Origin of the sequence: Bacillus sp. M13(2017), from assembly GCF_002218325.1 — a bacterium.
GTDB classification, from domain to species: Bacteria; Bacillota; Bacilli; order Bacillales; family Bacillaceae_G; genus Bacillus_A; species Bacillus_A thuringiensis_K.
The window spans coordinates 167,672-186,373 of record NZ_KZ268500.1; the positions used below are offsets into that span (position 1 = coordinate 167,672).

The window sequence follows — 18,702 nt, forward strand, 5'->3', positions numbered from 1 at the left end:
AGATGAAGATGACAAGTAAAAAGATGAAAGATGAGTTAATAAAGAAATTATCTCGCCCAGAATGGGACTTTCAGTATGATAGTGAGAAAGAAGTTTTACGTATTGAACAAAAAGACTCCAAAAAAGGTATTAACGTATCGCTTCCAGGAGTTGTGGCAAAATGGGAAGTGAACAAAGAAAAGGCAATTGAAGAAGTTGCTTATTACGTACAAGAAGCGCTAATTGCGATGCATAAAGAAGAAAATAGCGGAGCGAAAATTTTACCTGTTATTCGCTCTACTTCTTTCCCGAAACAAGCAGAAGAAGGAAATCCGTTTATTATGACGGATCATACGGCGGAAACACGTATTTACTATGCGTTAGATTCGAATAAAACGTATCGACTAATTGATGAGCGTCTATTACAAAAATTAGAACTTACAGAACAGCAAGTGCGTGAAATGGCATTATTCAACGCACGCTCGTTAGGTTATGAATTTAAACAAGACACAGTAGCGGGTAATACATTCTACTTTTTAAACACAAATGATGGGTATGACGCGACTCGTATTTTAAACGAATCGTTACTACAATCGATGCGTGAAAAGATTTCTGGTGACATGGTTGTTGCTGTTCCTCACCAAGATGTATTAATTATTGCTGATATCGTCAACGAAATCGGTTATGATATTATTGCACAAATGACAATGAAATTTTTTGCCGAAGGGCATGTTCCGATTACATCACTTTCATTCGTATATGAAGATGGAGAATTTGAACCAATCTTTATTTTAGCGAAAAATCGGAAGAAGACAGATGGAAAAGAGAAAGGATGAACGAAGTGAACGTTTTTTACAACCTTGAAGGAATTGGTGACACTTTAATTGTTGCCTTACAAGATATTACTTTAGAGAACCGTACTTTTGATCGCAAAGGAGATGTTGCACGCGTATACGATCGTGAAAGCAACGAGACAGCAGGATTCAACATCTTTAATGCATCTTCTTACTTAGAAGTAAAAGAAACAGGAAACCTTACATTAACGAAAGAGCTTGTAGAGAAAATCAACGAAATTTTAGCGAAGAATGGCTTTGAAGAAACAGTAGAAGCAGATCTTTCTCCGAAATTTGTTGTAGGCTATGTAGCTGAAAAAGAAAAGCATCCAAATGCTGATAAGCTAAACATCTGTAAAGTAGAAATCGGTACAGAAACATTACAAATCGTATGTGGCGCACCAAACGTTGATGCAGGACAAAAAGTTGTCGTTGCAAAAATTGGTGCTGTAATGCCAAGCGGTATGTTAATTAAACCAGCAGAACTTCGCGGTGTTCCTTCTTCTGGAATGATCTGCTCTGCACGTGAATTAGAGCTTCCAGATGCTCCACAAGAAAAAGGTATTCTTGTATTAGAAGATAGCTTTGAAGTTGGACAAGAGTTTAAATTTTAATTGATATAAGAAAAGAGAGGTTGTCCTTTTGGACAACCTCTCTTTTTTTGCGTTCTTTGTCGGTAAATCGAAATTTCGTGTTGAATCGTTGATATATTGAGAGTTGTGATAGATATATTTAAAAAATCGTTAATATGATAAGGATGTCACCTTTTTTCTTAAAATCTATATTGTATTTTATAAACAAACTAGTTAAAATTTAGAAAAATAGAAGGGGATAGACGTATGAAACAACAACTAAAAATCGCAGAACTTCTAAAACGAATTGAAACTTCAAAACAGCAAGATGTTGAGCTAGGCACTTATGAAATATATGTGTTTAGTGAAAGTGAATTAGAAAAAGGACAAATCGGTTATCGATATGATAAACATAAAAATTCATTAATAAGTGAAGAAAACGGAAAGTGGCAAGAAGGATGGATTACAATTGGATATGAAACGGATATGGGCGATCCAGTTTTCGTAAATATAGATGATGACGCTTATCCGGTTTATACTGCAGAACGTGGTACAGAAAAATGGCAGCCAGTTTATATTGGAAATATGGATGAGATTATAGGGCAATTATAAGAAAAACTTTGAATCCGGTGCAAAGTGATGGGAGAGAAGTATGAAGTATATAAAAATAATGAGCATGATTGCATTCATTGGAATATATATGGCCGGTTGTTCACAAGAGCAGCCGAAAAAAGAAACTACATCTTCTATACAAGAGAAAAACAAAGATACCAAAGAAGACGCACCGGTAGAAAAGCAGCAAGAACAAGAAAAGAATGAAGAGTCACAAGCAATTCAAACGAATGAGCAAGTAGAACATAAGCAAGAGGAAGTATCATCTGAGGAAAAGAAAGAAGAAACTACGCCAGTACAGCCAACTGAGCAACCAGTGCAAAATAATGAACAAAAAGTAGAGAGTAATGAAAAACAAGAGAAGTTTCTCGTCGTTATTGATCCAGGGCATCAACAAAAAGCGAATTTAAATTTAGAGCCGATTGGACCAGGGGCAACAACGCAAAAATATAAAGTGACAGACGGTACAACAGGTGTTGTGACGAAAAAGAGAGAGGCTGTACTTGTATTAGAAATGGCTTTTTTATTAAAAGAAAAGCTTGAAGCAAAAGGGATACAAGTATTAATGACGAGAACATCACAAGACGTTGATATAAGTAATAAAGAACGGGCGACATTCGCAAATAATCATAAGGCGAATTTATTTTTACGTCTTCATGCAGATGGTTCTGAAAATCCAAACCAAAGTGGATTTGCTGTATTGACGCCGGCAGAAGGAAGTCCGTATACGAGAGAGATTTATGCGGAAAGTCTTCAAATCTCTCAAATGATTGTAAATAAAATGAGGGAGAACCAGCAAGTAAAAGTAAATGGAATTAAATTTCGGGATGATCTTTCTGGATTTAATTGGGCAAAGGTTCCTGGTGTGTTATTAGAACTTGGGTTTATGTCAAACCATGAAGAAGATAAAAAATTATCTGACCCGCAGTATGTAAATTCTTTATTGCAAAGTGTAACGGATAGTATAGATGTATATCGGAAGAGTAAAGCTTAAGCGCAGTCTTACATGAAAGGCTGCGTTTTTCTATATGAAACACTCGTAAATTAGAATATTGTGGATAAATATGACATGCTTAATTTTACCTGCACTTTTTGCCGAATGCTGATACAATAAAGGATGTTACTATTTAGTAGAAAGAGTGGTAAGCATGTTAGATTGGATGAAAAAGCTGTTTAACAAAGAGGAAGAACAAACAGCGATGAATAAAGAAGTACCAAAGCAAATTGAAAGTCAGCCGAAAATTCCTCGTGTAAACCACTACACTGAAGCAAGAGAAGCACAAATGGCAAGTAGGAATGCAGGTAAATGCCGTTTTCCTTTAGTACCGGATAATGGGTTCGATGAAGAGGATGAAAGCGAAGTAAATCGCTTCGAAGAACAACCTGTTCAAGGAGTAACATATGAAGAACCGACTGCCCAAAGAGGAATAAAGGTGGAAAGAAGCAGACGACCGTATGTGGAAAAGGTAGTTTCTACATATGAAGAGCCGGAAGTGCAATATGAACCGGTGCGGGAGTCTGTCGTTAAAAAGGCATCTGTACCTTCGCAAGAGAGTAACCGTAGACCATTTCGTCCAACAGAAATGATTTCGCCAATTTATGGATATAATCGTCCTTCAGTAGAGAAAAAGAAAGAAAAGCAGGAGGAAGTAAAGGAAAGAGAAGACCTTGAAATATCTGTAGAGGGTAAATCAGTCGTTGATGCATGGTTAGAGAAAAAAGGATATACATTATCTGATTTCTCGGAAGGACAAGCACCAACTTCTTCTAGTCATAGAGCTGCTAACCAGCATGGAGAGCAACAATATGAAGAGAATAAAAAGGAAGAAAAGTCAGTAGTTGATCAATGGCTAGAGAAAAACGGTTATGAAATTGAACGCCAAGTGCCTTTAGTAGAAGAAAAAGAAGTGATTCAAGAAATGAGTACACCGCAGGAAGTTTCAGCGGATGAATTACTTCATAAAACAGTAGCTGAGCAGATGGAAAGTGCTAAGCTAGAAAAAGATGTAGTGGTGTTAAACGAAAACAATCTACAAGAAGAATTAGTAGCTTCTAAAGTAGAGCACGAGGATACAATATTATCAGAAGAAATTAAACGTAATACAGAAATAAAACAACCTACTATTGAAGTAGAAAAGCAAGCTCCAGAAGAATCAGTGATTGTCAAAGCAGAAGAAAAACTTGAAGAAACAATCATTGTGGAAATACCAGAAGAAGTGTCAAAAGTAGAAGTAATTGCAGAAACGGAAGAGTTTGAAGAAGTAGTTATGGAAACAGAGGCACCTGAAGAAGTGGAAGTAATTGCGGAAACAGAAGAGTCAGAAGAAGCTGAAGTAGTTATGGAAACAGAGGCACCTGAAGAAGTGGAAGTAATTGCGGAAACAGAAGAGTCAGAAGAAGCTGAAGTAGTTATGGAAACAGAGGCACCTGAAGAAGTAGAAGTAATTGCGGAAGCAGAAGAGCTAGAAGAAGTAGAAGTAATTGCGGAAGCAGAAGAGCTAGAAGAAGTAGAAGTAATTGCGGAAGCAGAAGAGCTAGAAGAAGTGGAAGTAATTGCGGAAACAGAAGAGTCAGAAGAAGTGGAAGTGATTACAGAAACAGAAGAGTCAGAAGAAGTGGAAGTAATTGCGGAAGCAGAAGAGCTAGAAGAAGTAGAAGTAATTGCGGAAGCAGAAGAGCTAGAAGAAGTGGAAGTAATTGCGGAAGCGGAAGAAACAGAAGAAGTGGAAGTAATTGCGGAAACGGAAGAAACAGAGGAAGTGGAAGTAATTGCGGAAGCAGAAGAGTCAGAAGAAGCTGAAGTAATTACAGAAGCAGAAGAGTCAGAAGAAGTAGAAGTGATTGCAGAAATAAACGCGCCTGTAGTAGAGACATTTGTAGCACTTGAGGACATTCAGCAAGAAGATGAAGCAATTGAACAAAAGAATGAATTCATACATGTTGCTGAGGCTGATGAACAAACGAAGAAAGATGTTCAAAGCTTTGCGGATGTTTTAATTGCAGAAGAACAACCAGTTGCAGAGGAAGCACGGATTGCAGAAGAACAGCCAACTGCCGAGGAAACACCGGTCGTAGAAGAACAACCAGTTGTACAAAAAGAAGAACCAAAACGTGAGAAAAAGCGTCATGTACCATTTAATGTTGTTATGTTGAAACAAGATAGAACACGATTAATGGAAAGACATGCAGCTAGAGCAAATGCAATGCAGCCTTCTGCTAATGTACGAGTAGAGAATAAGCCAGTACAACAAGAGGTAGCAGAACCACAAGTGGAAGAACGCCCAGTGCAGCAAGTAGTAGCAGAGCCACAAATGGAAGAACGCCCAGTGCAACAAGAGGTAGCAGAACCACAAGTGGAAGAGCAACCAGTGCAGCAAGTAGTAGCAGAGCCACAAATGGAAGAACAATCAATACAGCAAGTAGTGGTAGAGCAAGTACAAAAGCCAATTTCAAGTACGGAAGTACAAGAGAAAGCATATGTTGTAAATCAAAGAGAGAACGATATGCGAAATGTATTGCATACACCACCGACATATACTGTTCCACCATTAGCGCTGTTGTCGATTCCACAGCAATCAGCGTTAGATAATACAGAATGGTTAGAGGAGCAGAAAGAATTATTAGATACAACGTTTAATAATTTTCACGTTGGAGCACATGTTATTAATGTATCGCAAGGGCCAGCGGTAACTCGTTTTGAAGTACAGCCAGACCCAGGTGTGAAAGTAAATAAAATTACAAACTTAAGTGATGATATTAAGTTAAGTTTAGCTGCGAAAGATATTCGTATTGAAGCGCCGATTCCAGGGAAGAGTGCAATTGGAATTGAAGTTCCAAATAAAGAAAGTAAGCCGGTATTTCTTCGCGAAATTTTAAGAAGTCCTGTATTCACAAAGAGTGAATCACCGCTTACTGTTGCGCTTGGACTTGATATTTCAGGGGATCCAATTGTAACGGATATTCGAAAAATGCCACATGGACTTATTGCGGGTGCAACCGGTTCTGGTAAAAGTGTGTGTATTAACGCCATTTTAACGAGCATTTTATATAAAGCGAAACCACATGAAGTGAAGTTAATGTTAATCGATCCGAAGATGGTTGAGCTTGCACCATACAATTCTGTTCCGCATCTTGTAGCACCTGTTATTACGGATGTAAAAGCAGCAACAGCTGCATTAAAATGGGCAGTTGAGGAAATGGAACGCCGTTATGAATTGTTTGCACACGCAGGTGCTCGTGATTTAACTCGCTACAATACGATTGTAAGTGAGCGAGAAATTCCAGGAGAGACATTACCTTATATCGTTATTGTCATTGACGAGTTAGCCGATTTAATGATGGTAGCACCTGGTGATGTTGAGGAAGCGATTTGTCGCATTGCGCAAAAAGCACGTGCTTGTGGTATTCATTTATTAGTAGCGACGCAGCGTCCATCTGTAGATGTTATTACAGGTTTAATTAAGTCAAACATTCCAACGCGTATTGCGTTTACTGTATCATCTCAAGTTGATTCGCGTACGATTATTGATATTGGGGGCGCGGAGAAATTACTTGGCCGTGGTGATATGTTATTCTTAGGGAACGGTACATCTAAGCCAGTTCGTGTACAAGGTGTATATGTATCGGATGATGAGATTGAAAAAACAGTTGATCATGTGAAAAAGCAAATGAAGCCGAATTACTTATTTAAGCAAGAGGATTTATTAGCGAAAACAGAACAAGCTGAGTCAGAAGACGAATTGTTCCTTGATGCATGTCAATTTGTTGTAGAACAAGGGGGAGCGTCCACATCTTCTGTACAGCGAAAATTCCGCATCGGTTATAATCGCGCGGCACGTCTCATTGAAGAGATGGAATCGCAAGGGATTATTTCTGAAGGTAGAGGAACGAAACCGAGAGATGTCCTTATTTCTGAGGATGAATTTGCCGCTATGCAGGAAACAAATGTATAGTAAAAGGTTTTGCTGTATACTAAGAGAAAATGTTGGATAGTAAAGTAGGGAGTAAAGCGACATGAAAGAAATTGAATTAAAATTAAAAGGTGAAATAAATAGACTAACAAATAAAACATTTAAATTTGACGAACGTGTTGGAGAAGGTTGGTTCTCTGCCGTTTACTTTTTAAAAACTAGAGAAATCATCGAAGAATTTCGCCCGAAAAGTGTTGTAACGATGCAATTTTTCCAAAAGGAAAATGCAGTTCTTTGCGGAACGGATGAAGTAATTGCATTGCTACAAACATTCGCTAAAAATCCTGAGGAACTTGAAATTAACTCTTTAAAAGATGGCGATAAAATTAGTCCATTTGAAACAGTGTTAACAATTCATGGTCCTTATGAAAATTTCGGATTTTTAGAAGGTGTCATTGATGGGATTTTAGCTCGTCGTACATCGGTTGCGACAAACGTATATAACGTTGTCCAAGCTGCGCGTAGCGTAGATAAAGAAAAACCAGTTATTTTCATGGGAGATCGTGACGATCATTATACACAACAAGCTGGTGACGGTTATGCAGCATACATCGGAGGTATGAGCGCACAAGCGACGCATGCGATGAATGAATGGTGGGGCAAAAGTGGTATGGGGACGATGCCTCACGCATTAATTCAAATGTTTAATGGTGATGTTGTAGAAGCTGCAAAAGCATATCATAAGAAATTCCCAGAAGATGAATTAGTTGTATTAATTGATTACAACAATGATGTCATTACAGATGCACTTCGCGTAGCGCGTGAATTTGGATCAACATTAAAAGGTGTACGTGTAGATACGTCCCGCACGATGATTGATCAATACTTCATTCGCCACCCAGAAGTACTTGGAACATTCGATCCACGTGGTGTAAACCCATCGCTTGTATTCGCACTTCGTAAAGCACTTGATGAAGAAGGATTCCAGCATGTAGACATCGTTGTAACTGGTGGATTTGATGAGAAGCGTATTCGTGAATTTGAAGCTCAAAACGTACCTGTTGACATATACGGGGTAGGAAGTAGCTTATTAAAAATGAATATTGGCTTTACTGGTGATAACGTAGAATTAAATGGAAAACCAGAAGCGAAAGCTGGTCGTAAATATCGTCCAAACCCACGTTTAGAGCGTGTTCAATTAGAAAAAAGAGAAGAGATGTAAAAGAGAGAAAAACTGATAGGTGATTGACCCTATCAGTTTTTCTGTTATCATAGTATAGCGGCTTCTTTTTTGCTATAATGGACTTGTTATAGACATATAAAGAAGTACGTACGAGTTTATCCTGATAAGTGAAGGGAAAGAATAACTTCACTACATCAAAAATGTATGATGATTACCAAAATAAGAAAAGATTCATATACTGTCTTATAGATAGGCCGTTGTATTAGTTCGAAATGTTGGAGGTTCTTTAAGATGACAGTTTACCATTTTGTAGGAATTAAAGGAACAGGAATGAGTTCATTAGCGCAAATTCTTCATGATATGAAGCATACTGTTCAAGGGTCTGATTATGAAAAGCGTTTCTTTACACAAACAGCGTTGGAAAAGCGTAGTATCTCGATCCTTCCTTTTGATAAGAATAATGTAGAAGAAGGACAAGTGATTATTGCAGGAAATGCATTTCCTGATACGCATGAAGAAATCGTAGCAGCAAAAGAATTAAACATCCCAGTCCATCGTTACCATCATTTCTTAGGTGACCTGATGAACCAATACACAAGTGTTGCTGTAACTGGTGCACATGGAAAAACATCAACAACTGGTTTGTTAGCCCATGTAATGCAAGGTGCACACCCTACATCTTACCTTATTGGAGATGGAACAGGGCATGGGGTAGAAAATAGTAAGTATTTTGTATTTGAAGCTTGTGAGTATCGTCGTCATTTCTTGTCTTATAATCCAGACTATGCAATTATGACGAATATTGATTTTGATCATCCAGATTATTTTGCAGACATCAATGATGTATTCAGTGCATTCCAAGAGATGGCATTGCAAGTGAAAAAAGGCATTATTGCATGTGGAGATGATGAAGAACTTCAAAAAATTCAAGCGAAAGTACCTGTTATTTTCTATGGATTTGGAGAAGATAATGATTTCCAAGCACGCAACATCCAAAAGAGAACAGATGGCACGATATTCGATGTATTCGTTCGTAACACGTACTATGATACGTTCAAAATTACAGGATACGGCAATCACAGCGTATTAAATGCGTTAGCAGTAATCGCGCTTTGCCATTATGAAAATGTTGATGTAGAAGCAGTAAAACATCAATTAACAACTTTTGAAGGCGTAAAACGTCGTTTTAATGAAAAGCCGATGGGAGAGCAAGTAATCATCGATGACTATGCACACCATCCGACAGAGATTAATGCAACGATTGAAGCTGCTCGTCAAAAACATCCAGAGCGTGAAATTGTCGCTGTATTCCAGCCACACACATTCTCACGTACAGAAAAGTTCTTAGATGAGTTCGCAGAAAGCCTAAGCAAAGCTGACCAAGTATATTTATGTGATATTTTCGGATCAGCACGTGAAAACAAAGGTGAATTAACAATTGAAGATCTGCAAAAGCGTATTGACGGTGCAGAACTAATTACAGATACAACAACGGATGTATTAAAGAAACATAAAAACGGCGTTCTAATTTTCATGGGCGCAGGTGACATCCAAAAATTCGAAGCAGCTTATGTAAAAGAAGTTCAAGTTGCAGAGAAGTAATAGGAAAGACGCATAGCTTGGCTGTGCGTCTTTTTTTGTTGTCTTGGTTGTGTATTAATGTTGAAACGTCGATATATATGGAGTTGTGTTCGATATATTTCAAAAATCGTTGATATATTGGTACGCGTTTTGAAATGTAAGTGTTAGAATAATAAGAAAACTAAAAAGGGGACTAAAAAACATGTTCACACTCCGAGTAGATGACGAAATCGAACTACAGTTATTAGAAAAACATCATAAAGAGGAATTATATCAATTATTAGATCAAAACCGTAATCATTTACGGAAATGGCTCCCTTGGGTAGATGGGACAAAATCTGCTGATGCTTATGATGAGATTTTTCCGATGTGGTTAAAGAAGTTTGCAGAGGGAGATGGTTTTGAAAGTGGCATACGTTACAAAGGAAAGCTCGTTGGGATGGTAGGTATTCATCCAGTGAGCTGGGGGAAGAAAGCGACGAGTCTTGGGTATTATCTTGCAGAAGATGCTGGCGGGAAAGGTATTATGACGCGTAGCGTAAAGGCTGTACTTCACTATGCATTTGAAAATTTAAAGCTGAATAAAATTGAAATTCGTTGCGGTGTTGGAAATGCGAAGAGTCGCGCAATTCCAGAGCGTTTAGGATTTAAGTTAGATGGTATTTTACGAGATGAAGAATGGCTATATGATCATTTTCATGATATCGCTGTATATAGTTTACTAGCTTCAGAATGGAAAGAGATTCGATGAACGAGAAGATTCGTATTGTTCCATATGAAGGTACGTTTCAAGAGGAAATAGTAGATCTTATCGTTCATATTCAGCAAAAAGAGTATAATGTTCCCATTACGAAAGAAGAGCAACCTGATTTACTTGAAATAGAAACGTTCTATCAAAAGGATCACGGAAACTTTTGGGTAGCAATTTATGATGGTAAAGTAGTTGGAACAGTAGCTTTATTAGATATTGAGAATCATCAAGTAGCGCTAAGAAAAATGTTCGTGAAGAAAGAGTTTCGCGGAAAAGAATGGGGCGCATCATATATGTTGCTTCAAACAGCAATTTCATGGGCTGAGGATAAAAAGTTGAAAGATATTTATTTAGGAACAACAGTAAAATTTTTAGCGGCACATCGTTTTTATGAAAAGAATGGTTTTCAAAGTGTGAGTATAGATGAGTTGCCGAAAAACTTTCCGGTGCTACAAGTAGATAAGGAATTTTATAGGTACATTGTGTAAAAGGTCATTTAGAAATGGCCTTTTTCTATGAACCAAAATGGAAATATTGGTATAATTTGGATTAGGGGGTGTAGGTATGAACTTTCCAATTCAAAGAAGTAAGTCAGTAGTCATTTTCGTTTGTCTTACGTTAGCTTTTATGTGTATATATCCAATTGTCATGCTTTTCACTAATAGAGCGCATTGGATGTCAGCGTTGATTGGGATGGGTTTATGCTTCCTTGTAAATGTACCACTCGTTTGGGAAGTATTTATTAAAAAACATAAAGTAGAAAATGGTGTATTAAAGTACGGCATTTTAAATGACGATATCGTATTGAAAGAGATAAGAATCATTCGTCAAGTTGGGAAATACCTTGAAATTACGACGAATGCATACAAAGTACATATGGTTGCGATGCCGCAAAATATGAATGAATTTTTGGCGCTTATCGAGAAAGAAAATCCACATGTGAAAATAGAAATGGTAGGGAAGAAATAAAAAAAAGCTCGGAGAAAATTCCGAGCGTTTTTATTATTATTTTAAGTTCTCTGGGTTTAAAGCTTCTAATTCAGGTACAACGAAGCGTCCGTCTTTACGGATTAGTACGTCGTCGAAGTAAATTTCGCCACCGCCGTATTCAGGGCGCTGGATGCATACTAAATCCCAGTGAATGTTCGAGTTGTTGCCGTTCCATGCATCGTCGTAAGCTTGTCCAGGAGTGAAGTGGAAGCTGCCATCGATTTTTTCATCGAATAGGATGTCTCCCATTGGATGTAAGATGTATGGGTTTACGCCGATTGCGAACTCACCAACGTAGCGTGCGCCTTCGTCTGTATCGAAGATTTTGTTAATGCGTTCTGAATCGTTTGCAGTTGCTTCAACGATTTGACCGTTCTCAAACTTAAGTTGTACATTTTCAAATGTATAACCGTTGTAAGGAGATGGTGTGTTGTAAGAAACTGTACCGTTAACAGAATCACGAACTGGTGCAGAGTATACTTCACCGTCTGGAATGTTTAAATGACCTGAGCATTTAATTGCTGGAATGTCTTTAATAGAGAATGTTAAGTCAGTTCCGGGACCAGTTAAACGAACTTTATCTGTTTTATTCATTAATGTAACAAGGCTATCCATCGCCTTATCCATTTTACCGTAGTCTAAGTTACAAACTTCGAAGTAGAAGTCTTCGAAAGCTTCTGTACTCATTTTAGCAAGCTGTGCCATAGAAGCATTTGGGTAGCGAAGAACAACCCAGCGCGTTTTCGGAACGCGAATGTCTCTATGAACTTTTTTACCAACTGTTTGGCCATGAACTTTCATACGCTCACTTGGAACGTCAGCTTGTTCATTAATATTATCGCCAGAGCGAAGGCCGATATAAGCGTCCATGTCTTTCATTACGCTTGCTTCATATGCAGCGATTTGTTCGAAATGTTCTTCAGTAGCACCCATTAATAAAGAGCGATCTACTTGATGATCTTTTAAAGAGACGAATGGGAAACCACCAGCTGCATATGCTTCTTTTACAAGTGCAGTTACAAGTTCTTTTTGTAAGCCAAAGTTTTCAATTAATACTTTTTCACCTTTTTGTAAGCGGATAGAGTAGTTAATTAAATTGTATGCTAACTTTTCAATACGTGGATCTTTCATATGTAAAGCCTCCCTACTAATTATGTATCCTCTCCTATTGTAACCTACTTAGTGGAATTTGTTGAATGATTTATGTTACAGTTAACGAATAAGTATGAAAATTCTAATGATGAGATAGGGATTAGAATGAAACGGAAAATGATTGTATAATAGGGGAAAGTATGAAAAAGATAAAGGAAGTGATGAAATGCAAGTTCTTTTATATGTAAGTGCGGCTATTATCGCGGTTGCTTTCGCAGTATTAGTAGTGTATGTATGCAGAACGTTGTTATCGGTTCAGAAGACGTTAGAAAACGTTGCAAGCACGTTAGAAGGTTTAGAAAAACAAATGCAAGGAATTAGCGTAGAGACAGAGCAATTATTACATAAGACGAATGCGTTAGCTGATGATATTCAACAGAAGTCACAGTCATTAAATAAAGTGGTAGCGGGTGTAGATGGGATTGGAACGACAATCCAATCTTTAAATACGAAGCTTCGTAATGTATCAGACTCTGTAACGGATGAAATTGAAAATAACGCTGATAAAGTAGCGCAAGTTGTACAGTGGAGCAGTGCGGCGATTGAAGTATACAATCATTACCGTGCGTCGAGACAAGAGAAGAAGGTTGAAAAAGAAGAGCGTAAATTAGAAAGAATTGAGAAAAAAGCTGAAAAGAAAGAGAAGCGCTCTAGATTTCGTATGAGAGGTGAATCGTGATGAATATGACAAAACTTGAAACAATTGAAGAGCTTGAAGTCTTGGTAGAAAAGAATGAGCCGTATGTTCTTTTTAAACATAGTACGACATGCCCGATTAGTCACGGTGCATACACAGAATTTCAAGCGTATTGCAGTGAAGAAAGAGCGGTACCAGCGTATTACTTATACGTACAAGACGCGAGAGATGTGTCGAATCGTGTTGCAGAACAGTACAGCATTAAACATGAATCTCCGCAAGTGTTATACATAAAAGATGGGATCGTAGTATGGAATACGTCTCATTGGAACATTAAAAAAGACGCTTTAGAAGAGAATATTAAGTAAAAAGAAGCAAGCTAAAGGTGCTTGCTTCTTTTTTTTGTTTTTGTTGAAATATATTTAATGGTACACTGTTATTAGTTCAAATTAAATAACTAGATTGTTGAAAGTAGGTTTTAAGTAATGAAGAAAATGGCATTATCCTTCGCGGTCGTAAGTTTATTACTGGGAGCTTGTAGTAACGATAGTAATACGATTAGTAAGAAGGATGAAGTTATACAAAAAGATACAAAAGAAAAAAGTATGATTCCGAGAACTGCTGTTTCTAAAGATTATTATAGAACTGTTATTCCTTTAAAAGAACAAAAGGTTATTAATACAGCTAATATAAAAACAAATTCTAAATTAGATTTAGCAGAGTATGAAAATGGTTTAATAAATATTGCAACGCAACAATTTGATACAGAGAGTCACGTACTGCAATTAAATCAGTATATTCCAGAGAAACTAGTTGATGAACTAGTTGCGAAAGTAGAAGCGCCAGTTTTGACGAATATTATAGAACAAGACTATTTTGGAAAACAGAATTCAAATGAATTAAGTTTATCTGGTGTTATGATTGGCTTAGCTATGTCTTCAAGTGTATCGAATGAAGAAGCTATGTCTAAAGGGTCTGAAGTTGCTAAACAACTTATTGAAGCTATTAACAAAAATGATAAGTATAACAAATCTCCAATTACGTTTGCTATCTTTAAGCAAGAAAGTACTAGTTCTTTAAAAAATGGTACGTATATTGCTAGTGCTACTGTTCAAAAGAATGATACGAACCTTGGAAATTGGAGTACAATTGATGAAAAGTCGTATTCATATCCTTCTGATGAATTTACACAAGCACATGGAGAAGATAATACAAAAATAAATAACTTTGCTAAGGAAATAAAAGGTTTTTCTAATGGAGATTTTATTCCAGTCAACGCTAAAGTTTCTTATAAGAAAGATCAAATGGATACATTAAATATGAATATTGTTATTAAATATAACGGTAAAACAGAATTAATGGCTCTTACCCAATTGGCTGCTCAAGGCATGTTAGACAAATTGCCTAAAAATGCGAAAGTACAATTACAGATTAAGTCCGAGAGTAAAATTGAGGCCGTTATTATAAAAGAGAAAAACAGTGATAAACCGTTTGTTTCCTTCTTGTAAAAAAGACAGTATGTAAACTGTCTTTTTTTTTATTTTAAATAAAAATATACAATGTTTTTTGATAGTAATTCATTGCTGTATATCGTGTGACAATCGTATATGTATCAGCTATAATAAGTTATCTTAAAAAAGTAATATATAGGAATTTGAAAGAGGTGGCTTTCTTATGGCATCACAACAATTAGGTCGTTTACGTTCTGAGATTGATCAACTTAATTTACAAATATTAGAGTTACTAAACGAAAGAGGTCGTCTCGTACAAGAAGTTGGTAATTTAAAAGAAATACAAGGTGTGAAACGTTTTGATCCTGTACGTGAAAGAAATATGCTGGATTTAATTGCAGAGAATAATAATGGTCCATTTGAAACTTCGACTTTACAACATATTTTCAAACAAATTTTTCAAGCTGGTTTAGAGTTACAAGAAGATGATCATCGTAAAGCATTACTTGTTTCTCGTAAGAAAAAAACAGAAGATACAATTGTTGAAATTAATGGTGAAAAAATTGGTGACGGAAATCAGCATTTTATTATGGGACCGTGTGCAGTGGAAAGTTATGAACAAGTACGTCAAGTTGCTGAAGCAATGAAAGAGCAAGGTCTGAAATTAATGCGTGGTGGTGCGTTCAAACCACGTACTTCACCGTATGATTTTCAAGGTCTTGGATTAGAGGGATTACAAATTTTGCGCCAGGTAGCAGATGAATATGATTTGGCTGTTATTAGTGAAATTTTAAATCCGAATGATATTGAGATGTCATTAGATTACGTTGATGTTATTCAAATTGGCGCTCGCAATATGCAAAACTTTGATTTGCTCAGGGCAGCTGGTGCTGTAAATAAACCAGTATTATTAAAACGTGGTCTATCAGCAACGATTGAAGAATTCATTAATGCGGCAGAATATATTATGGCAAAGGGAAATGGAAACATTATTTTATGTGAACGAGGTATTCGCACGTATGAAAGAGCGACGCGTAATACGCTTGATATTTCCGCTGTGCCGATTTTAAAGAAAGAAACACATTTACCTGTCGTTGTCGATGTAACGCATTCTACAGGGCGACGTGACCTTGTCTTACCAACTGCAAAAGCAGCGATGGCAATTGGTGCAGACGCAATTATGGCTGAAGTACATCCAGATCCAGCTGTAGCTTTATCAGATGCGGCGCAGCAAATGAATATACCGCAGTTCAATGATTTTATGAATGAATTAAAATCATTTGGAAGTAAATTATAAAAACTTTTAATGAGCTGTTCCAAGAAGGCATTTTGGAACAGCTTTCTCCTATTGTATAGCGACTGTCATTGTCGATTTTTGTTGGTAAGTTGATATATTTAAAAAATCGCTGATATAATTAGAGTTGCGGTCGATATATTTGGAAAATCGCTGATATATTTCGAGTTACAGTCGATATATTCGAAAAATCGCCGATATAAATTTCATTTACTATCGTACTGTTTAAAATAAGATTTCTACTTAGGAAACATCTATTTTTTTACAAAAAATGCCCTTTTTTCATAAAAAATACGAAAATACGAGAAAAGAAGCGAATTTTTTCGAAACTTTTGCGGGAAAATATTGTATGAGCCTGCGTTTTTATCGTATCATTAGTAAAAGGAAGAACTCGGGACGATTGGTGGCATCTGCAAATAGAGTTGATGTCTTTTTTTCATTCAAGTAACCGATACATAAAAATAGATAACAAAAATAGAAGGAGTGTGCGATGAGATGAACGTAACAATATATGATGTAGCGCGCGAAGCAAACGTTTCAATGGCTACCGTATCACGCGTTGTGAACGGTAACCCAAATGTAAAGCCTACAACAAGAAAGAAAGTATTAGAAGCAATTGATCGTTTAGGATACCGCCCAAATGCGGTAGCACGTGGACTAGCAAGTAAGAAGACAACTACAGTAGGTGTTATTATTCCTGATATCTCAAATACGTTTTATGCAGAACTTGCACGTGGAATTGAAGATATCGCAACAATGTACAAATATAACATCATTTTAAGTAACTCTGATCAAAACAAAGAGAAAGAGTTCCATTTATTAAATACGATGCTTGGAAAACAAGTGGACGGAATTGTTTTCATGGGTGAAGATATTACAGACATTCACATTGAAGAATTTAAAAAATCTCCAGTACCAATTGTATTAGCAGCGTCATTTGATGAGCAAAATGAAACTCCATCAGTAAATATTGATTATACACAAGCAGCTTATGATGCAATGAAGCACTTTATTGAGCAAGGACATAAGCGTATCGGTTTCGTCTCTGGTCCTTTCATTGATAAAGCAGGAAGTGCGAAGAAGTTACAAGGTTATAAAAAAGCTCTAGAAGAAGCAAGTATTTCATATGATGAAAATCTTGTAATCGATGGAGATTACACATATGATTCAGGTATTGAAGCATTCGAAAAGCTTTGGAGCAATGATGAAAAGCCAACAGCAATCTTCGTGTCTTCTGATGAAATGGCACTAGGTGTAATCCATGCAGCACAAGACGCTGGATTAAACGTACCAACTGACGTAGAAGTACTTGGTTTCGATAATACACGTCTTGCATTAATGGTTCGTCCGCAGCTTTCAACAGTTGTTCAACCGATGTATGATATCGGTGCAGTAGCAATGCGTTTATTAACAAAGTATATGAACAAAGAAAAAGTGGAAGATCACACTGTTATCTTACCTCACCGTATCCAATTTAGAGATTCAACCAAGTAAGTATAAAAAAGCTCACAGCATTTGCTGTGAGCTTTTATTCGGATTCAGGATAGTATTTTTGTACGACTGTATCCACCGCTTTATTTTTCTTAACGTGTAAAAATCTTGCGTACAATTCTTTTCCAGTTTTAAAGGGGGTATCGTCTAATTCAAACACATGTAACACTTTTCGGAACGTCCACGTTACTTGCTCATCGTACATATTATCGTACGTATCTTCAGATTGCATAGCAATTTTTTTACCAAGTTCGTGAGCATCCTCTAAACTGTTTGCTTTAACAAGAATAATGCTTTCTTCAAAAAGTGTATTGTGATTCTCTTCATAATGCCCATCAATTTTCGTAGAATTAGGCTCACTAGAATGAACAGACTCAAACAATAATTTTACAGCGTACATATTATGCTGCATGTTTCACTTTATAAACAATACTTGCGACAAGCGAAGCAGGTATTGTAAATACGTTACTTTGATAATGGTAATGTACTTGGGATTCTTCATAAGACATATTGTCATATAGTTCGTTTTGTGAGACATTCATTTTTTTCTGTTTTTCTTTGAGCATTTTAATGTAGTTGTACTGTATTGGGACGAGAATGATGAAATAAGCTAATACGATTAGTGAAATCCAAATCATTATGAACACTCCCTTACAAAGGATATTTGTATATGGTAATTATATCAATTTACATGAGGGATATCCATATTTTTCTAGTGGTCAATTTCTTTTCCAAAATGCAAAAAGTTCTTCAGGACTTCGTAAATTATGTTCAAGGCATGTTTGTGAAGTGCGTTTAAAATATCCTACAATATCATCTTCCAATTGAAATCCTCCCTAGTATATAGCTTACCTGGAAGAGTTCTCTATAGATTGTATGATTCCTTGTTATATGTCACATAAGTGTAAAAATAACTATTATAGGGCAATGTCATGTATAATAGAAAGAAAAGGCTTGTGAGGGGGGAAAAGAGATGATCGTTCTTTGGATAATTACGCTTTGTATGACTGCTATTTTTGCATATATGACGTTAAAACAAAATGGTTTAAAGCGATTTGTTCCAGGAAGTATTCTTGCAGGAATTGCCCTTATCACGTATGTAATTTCTATTTTTATTGAAAGTGTATCAGTAGATATGAGCAAAAGTTTAATGTTTATTGGTATTACACTATTTGCAGGTAGCATTATGGTACTTATGGTTGCTGGTATTATTTTGTTTATTCATATGAATTCGGAAACGTTATAGCATATAGAAAAGGCATGTAC

General features: G+C 36.6%; 19 protein-coding genes. 16 read left to right on the plus strand and 3 right to left on the minus strand.

Features of this window, described 5'->3' with window-relative positions:
- Window positions 1-2: 2 nt before the first annotated feature.
- From CGQ22_RS01070 to CGQ22_RS01115, 10 genes are all read left to right on the plus strand, one after another.
- On the plus strand, window positions 3-815 hold the full coding sequence (locus CGQ22_RS01070; RefSeq protein ID WP_000784588.1) for a DUF1444 domain-containing protein: 813 nt from the start codon (window positions 3-5) through the stop codon (window positions 813-815).
- Entirely contained in the window at window positions 812-1,426 is a 615-nt protein-coding gene (gene ytpR / locus CGQ22_RS01075; RefSeq protein ID WP_001006761.1) for a YtpR family tRNA-binding protein, read from the plus strand. Before CGQ22_RS01070 ends, ytpR begins: the two co-directional genes overlap by 4 nt.
- A gap of 225 nt (window positions 1,427-1,651) precedes the next feature.
- Window positions 1,652-1,996, plus strand: a complete 345-nt coding sequence (locus CGQ22_RS01080) for a hypothetical protein (RefSeq protein ID WP_000813291.1) — start codon at window positions 1,652-1,654, stop codon at window positions 1,994-1,996.
- Window positions 1,997-2,036: 40 nt separating this feature from the next.
- The gene (locus tag CGQ22_RS01085) at window positions 2,037-2,990 is read left to right on the plus strand and encodes an N-acetylmuramoyl-L-alanine amidase (RefSeq protein WP_000874047.1); all 954 of its coding nucleotides are present in this window, start codon (window positions 2,037-2,039) and stop codon (window positions 2,988-2,990) included.
- A gap of 154 nt (window positions 2,991-3,144) precedes the next feature.
- Window positions 3,145-6,948: a DNA translocase FtsK gene (locus CGQ22_RS01090; RefSeq protein WP_089148213.1), complete on the plus strand. Its 3,804-nt coding sequence runs from the start codon at window positions 3,145-3,147 to the stop codon at window positions 6,946-6,948.
- Between the two features lie 61 nt (window positions 6,949-7,009).
- Window positions 7,010-8,128 carry a nicotinate phosphoribosyltransferase gene (locus CGQ22_RS01095; protein WP_000658370.1) on the plus strand — a complete coding sequence of 373 codons (1,119 nt, stop codon included), beginning with the start codon at window positions 7,010-7,012 and terminating at the stop codon, window positions 8,126-8,128.
- Between the two features lie 252 nt (window positions 8,129-8,380).
- On the plus strand, window positions 8,381-9,691 hold the full coding sequence (gene murC / locus CGQ22_RS01100) for a UDP-N-acetylmuramate--L-alanine ligase (RefSeq protein ID WP_000219467.1): 1,311 nt from the start codon (window positions 8,381-8,383) through the stop codon (window positions 9,689-9,691).
- A 181-nt stretch (window positions 9,692-9,872) separates the two neighbouring features.
- Window positions 9,873-10,421 carry a GNAT family N-acetyltransferase gene (locus tag CGQ22_RS01105; RefSeq protein ID WP_000494681.1) on the plus strand — a complete coding sequence of 183 codons (549 nt, stop codon included), beginning with the start codon at window positions 9,873-9,875 and terminating at the stop codon, window positions 10,419-10,421.
- A complete protein-coding gene (locus CGQ22_RS01110) occupies window positions 10,418-10,909 on the plus strand; it encodes a GNAT family N-acetyltransferase (RefSeq protein ID WP_089148214.1) in 492 nt (163 codons plus the stop codon). The genes CGQ22_RS01105 and CGQ22_RS01110 overlap by 4 nt, the downstream gene beginning before the upstream one ends.
- 76 nt (window positions 10,910-10,985) lie before the next feature.
- Window positions 10,986-11,390, plus strand: a complete 405-nt coding sequence (locus CGQ22_RS01115; protein WP_089148215.1) for a PH domain-containing protein — start codon at window positions 10,986-10,988, stop codon at window positions 11,388-11,390.
- A 36-nt stretch (window positions 11,391-11,426) separates the two neighbouring features.
- Here CGQ22_RS01115 and CGQ22_RS01120 read toward each other — a convergent pair whose 3' ends face one another.
- Entirely contained in the window at window positions 11,427-12,542 is a 1,116-nt protein-coding gene (locus CGQ22_RS01120; protein WP_000654729.1) for an aminopeptidase, read from the minus strand.
- Between the two features lie 187 nt (window positions 12,543-12,729).
- Between CGQ22_RS01120 and CGQ22_RS01125 the strand changes: the two genes are divergently transcribed.
- The 5 genes from CGQ22_RS01125 to ccpA all read left to right on the plus strand — a co-directional run bounded on the left by CGQ22_RS01125 (window position 12,730) and on the right by ccpA (window position 17,439).
- Window positions 12,730-13,242 (plus strand): DUF948 domain-containing protein, encoded by a 513-nt coding sequence (locus CGQ22_RS01125; protein WP_001197720.1) that lies wholly within the window; start codon window positions 12,730-12,732, stop codon window positions 13,240-13,242.
- The gene (gene ytxJ / locus CGQ22_RS01130; RefSeq protein ID WP_001057465.1) at window positions 13,242-13,568 is read left to right on the plus strand and encodes a bacillithiol system redox-active protein YtxJ; all 327 of its coding nucleotides are present in this window, start codon (window positions 13,242-13,244) and stop codon (window positions 13,566-13,568) included. The genes CGQ22_RS01125 and ytxJ overlap by 1 nt, the downstream gene beginning before the upstream one ends.
- Window positions 13,569-13,685: 117 nt before the next feature.
- Window positions 13,686-14,708, plus strand: coding sequence for a CamS family sex pheromone protein (locus CGQ22_RS01135; protein ID WP_089148216.1), 1,023 nt, complete (start codon window positions 13,686-13,688; stop codon window positions 14,706-14,708).
- A 166-nt stretch (window positions 14,709-14,874) separates the two neighbouring features.
- Entirely contained in the window at window positions 14,875-15,948 is a 1,074-nt protein-coding gene (locus CGQ22_RS01140) for a bifunctional 3-deoxy-7-phosphoheptulonate synthase/chorismate mutase (RefSeq protein ID WP_089148217.1), read from the plus strand.
- A gap of 492 nt (window positions 15,949-16,440) precedes the next feature.
- Entirely contained in the window at window positions 16,441-17,439 is a 999-nt protein-coding gene (gene ccpA, locus CGQ22_RS01155) for a catabolite control protein A (RefSeq protein ID WP_001103300.1), read from the plus strand.
- 34 nt (window positions 17,440-17,473) lie between these two features.
- Here the strand turns inward: ccpA and CGQ22_RS01160 are convergent, their stop codons facing one another.
- On the minus strand, window positions 17,474-17,836 hold the full coding sequence (locus tag CGQ22_RS01160; RefSeq protein WP_003302999.1) for a DUF4288 domain-containing protein: 363 nt from the start codon (window positions 17,834-17,836) through the stop codon (window positions 17,474-17,476).
- A gap of 1 nt (window position 17,837) precedes the next feature.
- Window positions 17,838-18,074 carry a DUF3949 domain-containing protein gene (locus CGQ22_RS01165; RefSeq protein WP_000637900.1) on the minus strand — a complete coding sequence of 79 codons (237 nt, stop codon included), beginning with the start codon at window positions 18,072-18,074 and terminating at the stop codon, window positions 17,838-17,840.
- Between the two features lie 335 nt (window positions 18,075-18,409).
- On the opposite strand from CGQ22_RS01165, the gene CGQ22_RS01170 reads away from it, so the two are divergent.
- A complete protein-coding gene (locus CGQ22_RS01170; RefSeq protein ID WP_000636586.1) occupies window positions 18,410-18,682 on the plus strand; it encodes a DUF3917 domain-containing protein in 273 nt (90 codons plus the stop codon).
- Window positions 18,683-18,702: the final 20 nt, after the last annotated feature.

Excerpts from the sequence above, each read along its gene's own strand:
- CGQ22_RS01110 (WP_089148214.1), top strand. The coding sequence starts at position 10,418 with ATGAACGAGAAGATTCGTATTGTTCCATATGAAGGTACGTTTCAAGAG.
- CGQ22_RS01090 (WP_089148213.1), top strand. The coding sequence starts at position 3,145 with ATGTTAGATTGGATGAAAAAGCTGTTTAACAAAGAGGAAGAACAAACA.
- CGQ22_RS01120 (WP_000654729.1), bottom strand. The coding sequence starts at position 12,542 with ATGAAAGATCCACGTATTGAAAAGTTAGCATACAATTTAATTAACTAC.
- ytpR (WP_001006761.1), top strand. The coding sequence starts at position 812 with ATGAACGAAGTGAACGTTTTTTACAACCTTGAAGGAATTGGTGACACT.
- murC (WP_000219467.1), top strand. The coding sequence starts at position 8,381 with ATGACAGTTTACCATTTTGTAGGAATTAAAGGAACAGGAATGAGTTCA.
- CGQ22_RS01070 (WP_000784588.1), top strand. The coding sequence starts at position 3 with ATGAAGATGACAAGTAAAAAGATGAAAGATGAGTTAATAAAGAAATTA.
- CGQ22_RS01115 (WP_089148215.1), top strand. The coding sequence starts at position 10,986 with ATGAACTTTCCAATTCAAAGAAGTAAGTCAGTAGTCATTTTCGTTTGT.
- CGQ22_RS01105 (WP_000494681.1), top strand. The coding sequence starts at position 9,873 with ATGTTCACACTCCGAGTAGATGACGAAATCGAACTACAGTTATTAGAA.
- CGQ22_RS01085 (WP_000874047.1), top strand. The coding sequence starts at position 2,037 with ATGAAGTATATAAAAATAATGAGCATGATTGCATTCATTGGAATATAT.
- CGQ22_RS01140 (WP_089148217.1), top strand. The coding sequence starts at position 14,875 with ATGGCATCACAACAATTAGGTCGTTTACGTTCTGAGATTGATCAACTT.
- CGQ22_RS01170 (WP_000636586.1), top strand. The coding sequence starts at position 18,410 with ATGATCGTTCTTTGGATAATTACGCTTTGTATGACTGCTATTTTTGCA.
- CGQ22_RS01160 (WP_003302999.1), bottom strand. The coding sequence starts at position 17,836 with ATGTACGCTGTAAAATTATTGTTTGAGTCTGTTCATTCTAGTGAGCCT.
- ccpA (WP_001103300.1), top strand. The coding sequence starts at position 16,441 with ATGAACGTAACAATATATGATGTAGCGCGCGAAGCAAACGTTTCAATG.
- CGQ22_RS01125 (WP_001197720.1), top strand. The coding sequence starts at position 12,730 with ATGCAAGTTCTTTTATATGTAAGTGCGGCTATTATCGCGGTTGCTTTC.
- CGQ22_RS01165 (WP_000637900.1), bottom strand. The coding sequence starts at position 18,074 with ATGATTTGGATTTCACTAATCGTATTAGCTTATTTCATCATTCTCGTC.
- CGQ22_RS01135 (WP_089148216.1), top strand. The coding sequence starts at position 13,686 with ATGAAGAAAATGGCATTATCCTTCGCGGTCGTAAGTTTATTACTGGGA.
- ytxJ (WP_001057465.1), top strand. The coding sequence starts at position 13,242 with ATGAATATGACAAAACTTGAAACAATTGAAGAGCTTGAAGTCTTGGTA.
- CGQ22_RS01095 (WP_000658370.1), top strand. The coding sequence starts at position 7,010 with ATGAAAGAAATTGAATTAAAATTAAAAGGTGAAATAAATAGACTAACA.
- CGQ22_RS01080 (WP_000813291.1), top strand. The coding sequence starts at position 1,652 with ATGAAACAACAACTAAAAATCGCAGAACTTCTAAAACGAATTGAAACT.